This window comes from Anatilimnocola floriformis (assembly GCF_024256385.1).
Taxonomy (GTDB): Bacteria; Planctomycetota; Planctomycetia; order Pirellulales; family Pirellulaceae; genus Anatilimnocola; species Anatilimnocola floriformis.
The window spans coordinates 1,328,703-1,341,077 of the sequence record NZ_JAMLFW010000002.1 but is presented as its reverse complement, the minus strand read 5'-3'; the positions used below and the strand labels follow the sequence as shown (position 1 = coordinate 1,341,077).

Annotated in this window: 11 protein-coding genes; 9 read left to right on the top strand and 2 right to left on the bottom strand. The window is 59.3% G+C overall.

What is annotated here, in order from left to right; all coding sequences use genetic code 11:
• The first annotated feature begins 140 nt into the window (after positions 1-140).
• The 3 genes from M9Q49_RS30060 to M9Q49_RS30050 are packed head-to-tail and all read left to right on the top strand — an operon-like array spanning position 141 to position 3,057.
• Complete coding sequence (locus M9Q49_RS30060; protein ID WP_254512999.1) at positions 141-1,199, top strand: DUF1559 family PulG-like putative transporter; 1,059 nt, start codon at positions 141-143, stop codon at positions 1,197-1,199.
• Between the two features lie 4 nt (positions 1,200-1,203).
• A complete protein-coding gene (locus M9Q49_RS30055; RefSeq protein WP_254512998.1) occupies positions 1,204-1,644 on the top strand; it encodes a hypothetical protein in 441 nt (146 codons plus the stop codon).
• A 36-nt stretch (positions 1,645-1,680) separates the two neighbouring features.
• The gene (locus M9Q49_RS30050; RefSeq protein WP_254512997.1) at positions 1,681-3,057 is read left to right on the top strand and encodes a sulfatase; all 1,377 of its coding nucleotides are present in this window, start codon (positions 1,681-1,683) and stop codon (positions 3,055-3,057) included.
• An 8-nt stretch (positions 3,058-3,065) separates the two neighbouring features.
• Here the strand turns inward: M9Q49_RS30050 and M9Q49_RS30045 are convergent, their stop codons facing one another.
• Both M9Q49_RS30045 and M9Q49_RS30040 read right to left on the bottom strand, forming a co-directional pair.
• Positions 3,066-5,105 (bottom strand): mechanosensitive ion channel domain-containing protein, encoded by a 2,040-nt coding sequence (locus tag M9Q49_RS30045; protein WP_254512996.1) that lies wholly within the window; start codon positions 5,103-5,105, stop codon positions 3,066-3,068.
• Between the two features lie 163 nt (positions 5,106-5,268).
• Positions 5,269-6,642: an alkaline phosphatase family protein gene (locus M9Q49_RS30040; RefSeq protein ID WP_254512995.1), complete on the bottom strand. Its 1,374-nt coding sequence runs from the start codon at positions 6,640-6,642 to the stop codon at positions 5,269-5,271.
• A gap of 135 nt (positions 6,643-6,777) precedes the next feature.
• On the opposite strand from M9Q49_RS30040, the gene cysK reads away from it, so the two are divergent.
• The 6 genes from cysK (at position 6,778) to M9Q49_RS30010 (ending at position 12,278) form a co-directional block, all read left to right on the top strand.
• A complete protein-coding gene (gene cysK / locus M9Q49_RS30035) occupies positions 6,778-7,734 on the top strand; it encodes a cysteine synthase A (RefSeq protein ID WP_254512994.1) in 957 nt (318 codons plus the stop codon).
• Positions 7,735-7,815: 81 nt separating this feature from the next.
• Complete coding sequence (locus tag M9Q49_RS30030) at positions 7,816-8,541, top strand: RraA family protein (RefSeq protein ID WP_254512993.1); 726 nt, start codon at positions 7,816-7,818, stop codon at positions 8,539-8,541.
• A 74-nt stretch (positions 8,542-8,615) separates the two neighbouring features.
• Positions 8,616-9,020, top strand: coding sequence for a hypothetical protein (locus tag M9Q49_RS30025; RefSeq protein ID WP_254512992.1), 405 nt, complete (start codon positions 8,616-8,618; stop codon positions 9,018-9,020).
• Positions 9,017-9,460, top strand: coding sequence for a hypothetical protein (locus M9Q49_RS30020; protein WP_254512991.1), 444 nt, complete (start codon positions 9,017-9,019; stop codon positions 9,458-9,460). The genes M9Q49_RS30025 and M9Q49_RS30020 overlap by 4 nt, the downstream gene beginning before the upstream one ends.
• Positions 9,461-9,497: 37 nt before the next feature.
• A complete protein-coding gene (locus M9Q49_RS35620) occupies positions 9,498-9,743 on the top strand; it encodes a type II secretion system protein (RefSeq protein ID WP_261365337.1) in 246 nt (81 codons plus the stop codon).
• 72 nt (positions 9,744-9,815) lie between these two features.
• Complete coding sequence (locus M9Q49_RS30010; RefSeq protein WP_254512990.1) at positions 9,816-12,278, top strand: DUF1549 domain-containing protein; 2,463 nt, start codon at positions 9,816-9,818, stop codon at positions 12,276-12,278.
• The last annotated feature ends 97 nt before the right edge of the window (positions 12,279-12,375 follow it).

Here is a 12,375-nt window from a genome sequence, read left to right as displayed (position 1 = left end):
CGGATGACTCTCCCGCCGGAATCCATCACCCCAGATCCGAACCCCGGACAAATTCTTTCGCTTGTGCTGTGCTCACTGGAAACCCAGAGGCTAGCTCGCAAACTGCTCCCCGCAGTAACAGCCCTTCAAGGAGTCCAGCCGTGACTAATCTCCTCGCGCGAAGGATTTCGCGCACCACTTTTTCCCGCTCAGCCTTCACACTCGTCGAACTGCTGGTCGTCATCGCGATCATCGGCGTGCTCGTGGCGCTGTTGCTCCCTGCCGTGCAAGCGGCCCGCGAAGCAGCTCGTCGCATGCAATGCAACAACCACATGCGGCAGTGGTCCCTTGGTTGCCACAACTATCACGATACGTTCCTCGCCTTTCCACAGGGTCGGCTCGATCCTGCGGTCGGCGGCTATCGCTGGAGCATGCAGGCTTCGGTGCTCCCCTACATCGAGCAGGGGAATCTGTTTCAAAAGATCGACTACTCGGCGCCGGCGAGCATGAGTGATCCGCAAATCACCAACGCCAAGATCAAGATCTGCTACTGCCCTTCGGACATGGACCGCATGACGAACACCGCCGACTCAGGCAATGCCGTGGGTCAAGGGCGAACGAGCTATCGCTCGAGCGGCGGCAGCGACACCGGCTGGATTCTCTCTGGCTCGGCGATCAACATCGCGGCTAGTCCCGAATACAACAACGGTCTGTTCGTCACCAACCGCGTGATAAAGATGAGCGACGTGACCGACGGCACTTCGAATACTGCGCTCCTTTCTGAAGCAGTGCTCGGCGATGGCGATCAAAACAAGATCTCGCCGCTCGGCGATTATTTCGAAATCGGCTACGGCCCCGCCGATCCCACTCCTGCCGATCGGCTCGAAGTTTACAACGCGTGCGTGGCGCTGGTTCCGACCGCATCGACGCCGCAGTGGTCTTACTCGGGCCGCTACTGGTACGTGGGGAACTACGCGGTCTCGCGCTACAACCACATCATGCCGCCGAACGGCAAGAGCTGCGCGTGCAGCGGCGCTGGTGCGCTCAATGTGCGGATGAACTACAAGGGAACCGCCACGACGGCTTCGAGCCGCCATCCGAACGGCGTGAACCTCGCGCTAGTCGACGGCAGTGTGCGGTTTGTCACTAGCAGCATCAAGATCGAAACCTGGTGGGCACTCGGCAGCCGCGACGGCGGCGAAGTGTTGGGAGATTACTAAAGCCATGAGAACATACCTCGCTTTATTTATCGTGATCGCTGGACTGACCACGCTCGCCGGTTGCGGCGGACAAACTGCGGCGCAATCGCACGTCGAACCCGCGCAAGGGCAGGTCGATACGAGCCTCACGCCCTATCAACAATCGCAGCAGCGCGGCCTGCTGTTGTTCTTGAACGCGGTACAAGAAGGCGCGACCGATCCACAGAGTTTGTCGCTGCTCGCGCCGGTTGATTTTCGCGACTCGTTTCCGACGTTCTTCGGCGCTCAGCAACGTCTGCTCCGTTGGAATTTCAACGGCACTCCGCAGGGAAATGAAGTGCCGGTGACGCTGATTCTGGATAATCAGGCGAGTGGAGTCGCCGATCCAGCCAATGAAGTGCGCGAGTCGCGCATCTATTACGTGATCCCCGCCGGTCAGCGCTTTACGATTGCTCGCAAATCGTGACGCCGGCATTTCTCTCTTTGGTTTAGGAATGTGTGCATGAGCATGAAGATTTGGGCCGCAGCGCTGCTGGCCACCGTCGTATTTGTTGGTCGGCCGGCGTTCGCTGCCGATGAAGTGAAGCAAGAAAAAACGAAGCAGCCGAACATCTTGGTGATCGTCGCCGATGATCTCGGTTGGGGTGAGCTCGGCTTTCAAGGGAACAAAACCATTCCCACGCCGAACCTCGATGGCTTGGCCGCGGGCGGTGTGCGGTTTACGTCGGGTTATGTCAGCGGCACTGTTTGTTCGCCAACGCGGGCCGGTTTGCTGACGGGCCGTTATCAGCAGCGCTTCGGCCATGAGTTCAACCCAGGGCAGCAGCCCGAACATCAAGAGCTTGGCTTGTCGCTCAACGAAAAGACCCTTCCCGATCGCCTGAAGGCCGCCGGTTACGCGACCGGCATGTTCGGCAAATGGCATCTCGGCAACGGGCCGGCCTATCATCCGCAGAAGCGCGGCTTTGATGAGTACTATGGCTTTCTCGGCGGCGCGCACACCTATCTCGCAGTCGGCCAGGGGGTGAACGCCGTCTTGCGCGGCACTGAACCGGTGGCTGAAATCGATCATACGACCGAAGCCTTTGCCCGCGAAACCGCCAAGTTCATCGAGAAGAACAATGAGAAGCCCTGGTTCGTTTACCTGCCATTCAACGCGGTACACGGTCCGCTCGAAGCGCCCGAAAAGTACTTGCAGAAGTACGCCGACATTGCCGATCCGAAGCGCCGCTCGTATGCAGCCATGACGCACGCGCTCGATGATGCGGTCGGGGTGGTGCTCGCGAAGGTGCGCGAACTGAAGCAAGAAGAAAACACGCTCATCGTGTTCTTCACCGACAACGGCGGACCGACGGCGGTCAACACTTCGTCGAATGGTCCGCTGCACGGTTTCAAAGCCACCGTGTGGGAAGGTGGCGTTCGCGTGCCGTTTGTTTTGAACTGGAAGGGGCATCTGCCGGCTGGCAAGACTTACGATCAACCGATCATTCAGCTCGATGTGCAACCGACGGTGCTCGCGGCCGCCGGAATCGCTGCGAAGCCGGAAGACAAATTCGAAGGTGTGAACCTGCTGCCGTATCTGTCGGGCGAAAAAACCGGCGCGCCGCACGAATCACTCTTCTGGCGGTGGGGCCAGCAGCACGCGGTCCGCACGGGCGATTGGAAACTGGTCGACATCGGCAGCGGCGCGCAGCTCTTCAACCTGAAGGACGACATCGGCGAACAAACCGATCTCGCCGCCAAGCATCCAGAAAAACTGAAAGAGCTCGAAGCCACTTACGCGGCTTGGGACAAGGACAACATCGCTCCCAAATGGGGTCCCGGCGGCGGTGCTGGCGGCAAGAAAAAGGCGGGTGCGAAGAAGAAAGCGGACAACTAATGTTCGGCCTACGCGGCTCGGCGAGACAATTGGATCGTCTCTTCGGGCAGTGTTTCGGTCGACGAACCGCTCCCTTCGGCGCGGAGGACCAGTTGCGTGGGCATCGAGGTTTCGATGCCCAGCTCCGTGAAGCGGCGTTTGATGCGCCGCAGCAACTCGCGCTTCACGGCCCATTGCTTGAGCGGCCGGGTTTTCAGCAGGAACTTGATTGTCACGCCGCTGCTGTCGAGTTTGTCGACGCCGAGCATTTCAGGATCGTCGATGATCAGCCGCGAGTATGCTGGTTCGTGACGCAGATCGGCGGCCATCGTCAGCAGCGTGTTCATCACTGAGTCGGCATCTTCCTTGTGCGAGATGCCGATGTCGAACACCGCGCGGCTCCAGCCGTGCGTCATGTTCGTAACGCAATCGATCTTGCCGTTGGGAATGAAGTGAACGCAGCCCTCGAGATCGCGGAGCACGGTCATGCGGAGCGTGATGCGCTCGACCTGGCCGCTCACTTCACCGATCTTCAGCACGTCGTTGATCTTGTATTGGTTCTCGAGCAGGATCACAAAGCCATAGAAGTAATCGCGAATCAGATTCTGCGCACCAAAGGCCACGGCCAAACCGAGGACCGCGGCACCTCCCATCAACGGTGCCACCGCCACGCCGGCTTCTTCGCAAAACATGATGCCGCCGCCGATGACGATGGTCATGGTGGCTGCGTTTTGAAAGACACCGACGAGCGTGTTGACGCGGGCTTCGTTTTCTTCCGGTGGGCTGCGCGAACTGCTCTGCACCATCAGATCGACGACGCGCCGCGTGGAGAGTTGCATGATCTTGTACAGGCTGGCTCCGATCGTGACGATCATCGCGAGCGTCGGGCCGTGCGTCAGAAACCACTGAAAGATGTTTTGCAGCGAGAAGGGATTTTTCAGCTGACCGAGCCGGGCGTTGGCGACAGCGGCTTCATCTTGTTTTTGCTTCGCTGCTTGCAAGGCGGCGAGTTGCTCGCGCTGCAGCTCGACTCGTTCGGTTTGCAACTCTTGCAAACGATCGAGCCGGGTGTGAACTTCGCCGTCGGCTTCTTGCAGCAGGCGTTCGCTGTCGGCGCGACGGGTGGCGATCTCGGCCAGTTGCGTTCCCATCAAGCCTTCGGCTGACTTACGTTTGTATTCGACCTCGGCGGCGACCTTGGTCTGTTTCGCGAGACCGGATTTCTGACGAGCCGCGGCGAGCAACTTCTGTTCGATCGTGACGCTCTTCTCGAGCGCGGCGAGTCGATCGGTCACGCTGCGAACTTCCTGCTCGGCGGCATCGGCGGCCTGCTTCTTCACGTCCACCGACTGCTTGGCCGCGATCAGTTCGCGGCTCGGCGGCGCCGGTGGATCGTGCTTCACGAGCGACGACAAACCCGTAGCATCGGCGGAGGCCAGGGTCGGCGGTGCAATCGCGGCGGGCTGCGCTACCGTGGTCGGTTCAACCGTCGCCATCGGCGGCAGAGGCGTTTCGACTGGTTTCGCCGGCGGCGTTTTCGGTTCGACGCCGGTGAGCTTATCGAGAGCCAACTGATCTTGCTGGAGCTTGCTTTCGAGAACGGCAATTTGTTCTTGCAGCGTTTTGCGAGTTTTGATCGCAAGGTCGAAGCGGGCACGCGCGAGTTGCCGCTTCATCTCCGTTTCGGCGAGCGTGGTCTTGAGCGCGGTCGCAGCCGTTTCTTCGCCGGCTTCGATCAATTTGGTCAGTTCGGTTTTTTCTTGCGCGGCGCGATCGTCGAGCGTGCGAAACTCGGCTTCGGCCTGGTGATAATCGCTGCTGGGATCGGCGACTTCGCAGCGCAGTTCATCGACCCGCTTGGCATCGCTAGCAATCGTTCGTTGCAACCGCGTGATTTGCTCGGCCTCGGTCAAAATCTGTGGCTGAGCGGGATTGAGCGTTTCGGCCGGCGGTGGCGGGGGCAAATCAGCATCGGGCGCGCTGATCTTCGCTGTTGTCTGTGCGTTTGCCAGCGATGCCAGCAACAGACAGCTGAGAAATGCCAAGCCACGCCGAGCAACCATCGACATCGATCCACCCTTGCAAATACGGAGCGAGATTTTCGCACCGGGACGTATAGCAGAGGGCGTTTCGGCGGCAAAGAGCGAATGTGTAGGCGAGTGCTGGAAAACGCATCGCAAGACTCCTTACGAACCGCGCCAAACAACTGTTGCGAGTCACGGAGTGACTCGCCTACGAGAGGAGTTGGCCGAGTATGAGGTCACGCACATCGGTGAGCGCGAGGTTCTCTCCCGGTGCAGCGCCATCGCCGATGAGAAGCGGTCGGTCGTCGGTCGTCGGCAAGCCGTGGCTGCCGCGGATGAGCGTGGGGTCGGTGGGGACAATATCGAAGAGCGAGCGGAAGCCGAGTTTTTTTTGCAACAGTCGCCAGGCCGCCCGGCCCTTGGGCCAGAGGAGCTTCGGGTCGAAGAGCATTTCGCAGGGGTCGTAGCCGGGCTTGCGATGGATGTCGATCGTGCGAGCGAAGTCGGGCTGGTGTCGATCGTCGAGCCAAAAAGGATAGGCAAACCAGGCCTTCGGCTGCGCGAGGGCGACGAGTTCGCCGGCGCGTGGATGATTCAAGCCGATGTCGGCGCGCTCTTCGCTGGCATAGACGCGGCCGACGCCCGGCTGCGAGGCGACGAGCTCGCGCACTGCGGGAACATCGGCAGGGTTCTTTACATAGATGTGAGCCACTTGATGATCGACAACGGCGAAAGCTCGGCTGCCGAAGGTATCGAGAATGTCGCCGAAGGGTCCGGGACGAACTTGCAGAAAGCCGGCCGTTCGCAGCGCGCGGTTGATGAGGATGGGTTGATTGACATCGACCAGGCCGTACTCGCTGACGATCCAGACGCGAGCGCCGGTTTTCTTCGCGGAGTCGAGCAGCGGTTCGCAGGCATCGTCGAGCTCGCGGACGAGGCGCGGCATGTCCGAGCCACTCGGGCCGAAGCGCTGCGGATCGTAATCGAGATGCGGCAAATAAACGAGCGACAGATCGGGCCGTTCGCTGGTGAGAACTTCGGCAGCACAGCGGGCAATCCAGTTGCTGCTCGGCAGTCCCGCCATCGGCCCCCAAAACGCCGAAAAAGGAAACGGCCCGAGCTGTTTTTCCAAGCGATCGGATAAACCAACCGGCGTGCCGGTGATGCCGAAGGCTTTGCTACCATCGGCGCCGTAATACGGCTTGGGCGTGACACTGATTTCGCAATCCGAACCTTGGTTGAACTGCCAGAAGAGTTTGGCGGCTTTGAATTTTTGGCCGTTTCGTTCGGCTGCCAAACGCGCGGTTTGATAGAGGGGCTCGGCGCCGATCAGACTGTTTGATTGCTGCCAGAAGCGGACTTCGCGCGTGTCGCGATACAGCCAGCCATTGCCTACGACGCCGTGCTTTTCCGGCTGCTGACCCGTGAGGATGGTCGCCTGCGCAGAGCACGTCACGGCGGGGACGATCTCACGCAACTCGCGCGTCCAGCCGTTCGCGGCCAGACTGTTCAACCGTGGCGCGAGGGGCAGGAGTTTTTTGGTGAGTCCAACGGCGAGGATGAGAACGAGTGGTTGCGGCACAGTGCGATTCAGCGTGCGAGTGAGGAAAGAGGCCGGCAACTCCTTACTTTACTTCATTTTGCTATACTTCGGTTCCTTGCCCCGCTTTCTCGACGACGAACTCAAACTTTCAACTTTGCACCCACGGAGGCGCTCATGACTCTTCCCGCCGGCATCAAGACAGACATTACTCAGTGCATCGGCAACACGCCGCTCGTGCAGTTGCGGCGGATCACGCAGGGTTGCGTCGGAACGGTCGTGGGGAAGATCGAAAACATGAACCCGCTGTGGAGCGTCAAGGACCGCATCGCCCGCGCGATGATCGACGCCGCCGAACGCGACGGCAAGATCAAGCCGAATACCGTCATCATCGAGCCGACCAGCGGCAACACCGGCATCGGTCTCGCTTATGTGTGTGCTTCGCGCGGTTACAAGTTGGCCGTGACGATGCCCGAAAGCATGACCGTCGAACGCCGCCGCCTGCTGAAGGCCCTGGGCGCCGAAATCATTCTCACCCCCGCGGCTGAAGGGATGCCCGGCGCGGTGCGGCGCGCCGAAGAGATCGCCAAGAGCGAGCCGGACAAGTTCTTCGTGCCGCAGCAATTCAAGAATCCAGCCAATCCCGAAATCCATCGCAAGACGACGGCAGAAGAGATCTGGCGCGATACCGAAGGGAAGATCGACTTCCTGATTTCGGGCGTCGGCACGGGCGGCACGATCACGGGCGTGTCGGAAGTGATCAAGAGTCGCAAGCCGGACTTCAAAGCCATCGCCGTCGAACCAGCCAACAGCCCGGTGATCACGCAGAAGCGCGAAGGCAAACCACTGCAACCTGGCCGCCACACCATTCAAGGCATCGGCGCTGGTTTCATTCCCGATGTGCTCAATGTCGACGTCATCGACGAAGTGGTGCTGGTGCGTGATGAAGACGCAGCAGACACCGCGCGAAAGATGTCGACGCAGGAAGGAATCTTCTGCGGCATTAGCTGCGGCGCCGCAGCCTGGGCGGCAGTTCAAGTCGCCAAGCGTCCAGAAAACGCCGGCAAACTGATTGTCGTGATCCTGCCAGATCTGGGTGAACGATATTTGTCGACGCAGCTGTACCCAGAGTAAGGGATTGCAGATCGCAGATTTTAGATTGCAGATTGAATTCCTGTCTCGAAACTCAGAACTTAGAACTCAGAACTTTCTCCCATGCTAAGCCCTGAAATCCTGAAGAAGCTGACCAAGTTCGACACCCCGACCATCTGCAACGTCATCGAGCTGTTCGATGTCATCCCGCGCAATCGTGGTTACATGGATGGCCGGGTGAAGTGCAACTTTCCTGAGTTTCCGCCGGTGATCGGTTACGCCTGCACGGCGTCGTTTCGCAGCGACGCGCCGCCGAAAGGTGGCGACGCCTACGGCAGCATTCAAAAGCAGCTGGAGCAGTTCGCCGCGCTGCCGGGACCGGCAATGGTCGTGTTTCAAGATCTCGACGATCCACCGGCCGCTGCCGTCTTCGGCGAAGTGATGTGCAGCACCTACCAGGCCTTCGGCGCTGCGGGCCTCGTCACCAACGGTGGTGGTCGCGACCTCGAACAAGTTCGTGCTCTGAAATTCTCTGTCTTCACCGGCTCCACGATCTGCTCGCACGGCTACTGCCACATGCTGCACCTCGGCTTGCCGGTGCGCGTGGGCGGTCTGATGGTGAACCAAGGCGACCTGCTGCACGGCGACGCCAACGGTGTAGCCGCCATCCCGCCTGACATCGCCGCCGAAGTGGCCGATGTCGCCGAAGAATTCATCGCGGCAGAAGACATTGTCATGAAATACGTGAAGGCCCCCGGCGCGAAGTCGATCACCGAATACGACAAACTGCGCAAGGAATTTCAAGCAGCTGCTGCGGCGTTGGGGAAGCGGGTTTCGCGGAAGAAGTAGATTGAAAAATTGAATCAGAACGAAATTCGACTTAAAATGGAGTGCTGTTCTGATTGATTGTCAAGGATCGTCGAATGAGTACTGCATCCTCGCAAAATTCTACGCCTTGGCCGAAGATAGCCGTCGGCAATGCGCAGGTTGCGGCAAGCGAACAGTGCTTCGCGCCCTTCGATCTCACTCAGGTGCATGCCGCAGTCCTGGCACTGCCAACTCCGACAGTTTCACGGCTGGAAACGGTGAGCGATGAAGCCTTGCATCAAGCCTTACTCGCGGCTGGTGAACTTTTTCCTGCCGCGCCGCCAACCATTGAAGTGGTCTGCGATGCGGAAACGCAGGAGTATCCATTCTTCGGTATCAACGTGAAGTGGTCTGGCGATGCGCGGGGCATGATCGCTCAGGAAATTGCTTGGGCTCGGCGCGTTCAGCATTTGTTCGGTCCCTTTCAACAACCCCGACTCTGCGTCGTGGCCGCTGAATGAACTCGCTTGAATTTCTTTCATTTGCCGGCCGCGTCGCGACGCTCGGCGCGGCTGGTGCCCGCAGCGCGGTTAGTCGTGCTTATTACGGTGCCTTTCATTTCGCCCGCGAGACGCTTAGCGAGTTAGGCGTAACAATTCCACGTAACGGCACTACGCACGCAGTGCTGCCTCAGTATTTGCAAACCACGAACAACACCGCTGCAAAGGAAGCGGCGATTCTGCTGTCTCATTTGCACTACAGCCGCAATAAGTGTGACTACGACTTGGATGACACCGCGCTTGACCATCTCTCAAGCGCTCAATTAAAAGTTGAGTCCGGACACGAAGTCGTCCGCTTGCTCACGGATTTCCGGCGTGAATGCGAGCAAAGCACGGAGATAAAGCAGGATCTCTTGCAAGCTGTGGCCAAAGTCGATGCCGTCCGCCAAGTCAGAAAATAAGTAGCGACGCAAAGCTTCGTCGGCCTAAACTGACGACATGGATTTGAATCCGTACGAATCGCCGACAGATACCGATGCCCCACCGCCTGGATCTTTCATTCCGGGCCTGTTGGTGGAGCTCCTCGTTGCGTTTGCCATTGTTGGGGTGTTTTTCGCGCTCTTACTGCCGGCGGTCGGTGCGGCCAGGCATGCGGCGCTGGAAAGGACTTGGCAGGTGCCGTCGAAAATCGACTTCGCCCCGCCGGGCGATTTCTCTGGCACGCTGCCGCCGAATCGCCCATAATCGAGCCATCGGCGTCGCGACAGCGCGGCGCTCCCGCCCAGATTGCCTCACCTCTCGAACGAGGGCGATTTCATGAGCCTTCCTCGCGTTTTGTCTGCCGTCGTCGTGCTCGCGCTGTTGGCCCGTGTTGCAGTGGCGAATGGCCTCGTTTCTCAGCCCGCTGAAGTAAAGCTGCAGGGCAATTTCGCGCGCGCCCAGCTGGTGATTGTCGAAGCGGAGAACGCCGCCAAAGTTACGCGCAGCAGCAACGACGTAACCGCGCTCGCCAAGTATGAATCGACCGATCCGGCGATCGTGACCGTCACTGCAGCTGGTCAGTTGTTGGCAGTGAAAGATGGCGCGGCGAAGATCAAAGTGACGCATGGTTCACAGCAACTCGAAGTGCCGGTGACGGTCAGTGGTTTCAGCGATCGGCCGGCGATTCAATTTCTCGATCACATCAGGCCGATCCTCGCGAAGAACGGCTGCGCGATGGCGGCCTGTCATGCGGCGCAACATGGCCAGGGTGGTTTCAAACTTTCGGTGTTTGGTTTTGAGCCCGACAAAGATCGCGCGGCGATGGCTCGCGATTCGATCGGCCGGCGAGTGAGTCTGGTTGATCCAGAAAATAGTCTGCTGTTGCTCAAGCCAACGATGCAAACGCCGCATGGCGGTGGTCGACGGCTGGAGAAGGGCTCGGTCGATTACCAAATGCTCGTCGCCTGGATTCGCGGCGGCGCACCGGCGCCCACGAAGACTGAAAACGCCGTGACGCAGCTCCATGTCTTCCCCAAGGAACGGCTAGGCACGGTCGGTATGAGTCAGCAACTGCGTGTGGAAGCCGAGTATGCCGATGGGCAGCGGCAAGATGTGACGCACTGGGCCCGCTTCGATTCGCTCGACGATGGCATTGTGAATGTCACTCGCGAAGGATTGTGCAACACCATCGGCAAGGGCCAGGGGGGCGTGATGGTTCGCTTCGAAGGGCAAGCCGATACGACGCTGTTTGTCGTTCCTTACGCCGACAAGATTGAGCTCGCCGGCTGGACGAAAAACAACCAGGTCGATGAACTCGCGGTCGCAAAGTTCCGCGAGCTGGGCATCGAACCGTCGCCATTGTGCGACGATGCCACGTTCTTGCGGCGGGCTTTCATTGATGCGATCGGCACGATTCCGACTTCGGTAGAAACGAAGGCCTTTCTCGAATCAACCGATCCCGACAAGCGAAAAAAGCTGATCGATCGTTTGCTCGGTCTCACCGGCGATCCGGCGCAAGACATTTACAACGATGCCTACGCGGCCTACTGGTCGCTGAAATGGTCCGACCTTCTCCGTAACACGAGTGCCGATCTCGGCGAGCAGGGAATGTGGTCGATGCACAACTGGATCAAGGAATCGTTTCGCACGAACAAGCCCTTCGACCAGTTCGTCCGCGAGTTGATCACCGCCCGCGGCTCGCTCTACAGCGTCGGCCCGGCGAATTTTTTCCGGATCAACAAGGACTCGTCAACACTTGCCGAAGCAACGGCTCAGCTGTTCCTCGGCGTGCGGATGGAATGTGCGAAGTGCCATCATCATCCGTTCGAAAAATACAGCCAGGAGGATTACTACGGCTTGGCCGCGTTCTTCTCACGCGTCGGCACAAAGAACAGCGAGGAGTTCGGTCTCTTCGGCGGTGAGCAAGTCGTCGTCGTTCGCGATGCTGGCGACGTTCGCCATCCGCGCACCAATCAGTTAATGAAACCCAAGGCCCTCGAAGCCGCCGAAATGGAGCATCCGCTCGACCGCCGCATGCCGCTGGCCGATTGGCTGACGGCTAAAGAAAACAGTTACTTTGCCCGCAATGTAGTGAATCGTTACGTTGCCTACTTGCTAGGCCGCGGCCTGGTCGAACCGGTCGATGATCTCCGCTCGACGAACCCGCCGAGCAATCCCGCGCTCATGGACGCTCTCTCGAAAAAGTTCGTCGACAACAACTTCAGCTTGAAGCAACTAATGCGCGAAATCATGACCAGCCGCCTGTATCAACTCGATTCGCAACCAACGACGAGCAATGTGGCCGACACGGTGTTCTACAGCCATTTCACCGTGAAGCGTCTCACTGCCGAGCCGCTGGTCGATGCCCTCGATCGCGTGACCGGCGTGCAGACAAAGTACAAGAATCTGCCGCTCGGCACGCGAGCGATCGAACTGCCCGATGCAGAATATGGCGATTATTTTCTCGCCACCTTCGGCAAGCCGAAGCGGGTGAGCATTTGCGAATGCGAACGGCCTCTCGATCCAAGCCTCGCTCAAGCCCTGCACACACTCAACGGCGATACGCTGGCCAGCAAGATCGCCGATAAGAAGGGGCGCATTGCGACGCTTCTTGCGGCGAAGAAACCAGCCGAGGAGATCGTCGAAGAGATCTACCTGGCCGCCCTCTCACGCCTACCAACGGCTGCGGAACGAACGCAGGCCCAGCAGTTCTTGAGCGAGAATGAGAACGCCGAAGAGGTGTATCAGGATCTGTTGTGGGCGTTGATGAACAGCAAGCAGTTTTTGTTTGTAAGATGAGCGGCTGACGTGGGAACGAGCATGCTTCGGGCTGCACCGGCCAAATTGGCACATGGTTCGCAGCCAGCGCGGGCACTTCGCGCCGTGTTATTTCTCA

Excerpts from the sequence above, each read along its gene's own strand:
- cysK (WP_254512994.1), top strand. The coding sequence starts at position 6,778 with ATGACTCTTCCCGCCGGCATCAAGACAGACATTACTCAGTGCATCGGC.
- M9Q49_RS30025 (WP_254512992.1), top strand. The coding sequence starts at position 8,616 with ATGAGTACTGCATCCTCGCAAAATTCTACGCCTTGGCCGAAGATAGCC.
- M9Q49_RS30045 (WP_254512996.1), bottom strand. The coding sequence starts at position 5,105 with ATGTCGATGGTTGCTCGGCGTGGCTTGGCATTTCTCAGCTGTCTGTTG.
- M9Q49_RS30020 (WP_254512991.1), top strand. The coding sequence starts at position 9,017 with ATGAACTCGCTTGAATTTCTTTCATTTGCCGGCCGCGTCGCGACGCTC.
- M9Q49_RS30050 (WP_254512997.1), top strand. The coding sequence starts at position 1,681 with ATGAGCATGAAGATTTGGGCCGCAGCGCTGCTGGCCACCGTCGTATTT.
- M9Q49_RS30055 (WP_254512998.1), top strand. The coding sequence starts at position 1,204 with ATGAGAACATACCTCGCTTTATTTATCGTGATCGCTGGACTGACCACG.
- M9Q49_RS30030 (WP_254512993.1), top strand. The coding sequence starts at position 7,816 with ATGCTAAGCCCTGAAATCCTGAAGAAGCTGACCAAGTTCGACACCCCG.
- M9Q49_RS35620 (WP_261365337.1), top strand. The coding sequence starts at position 9,498 with ATGGATTTGAATCCGTACGAATCGCCGACAGATACCGATGCCCCACCG.
- M9Q49_RS30010 (WP_254512990.1), top strand. The coding sequence starts at position 9,816 with ATGAGCCTTCCTCGCGTTTTGTCTGCCGTCGTCGTGCTCGCGCTGTTG.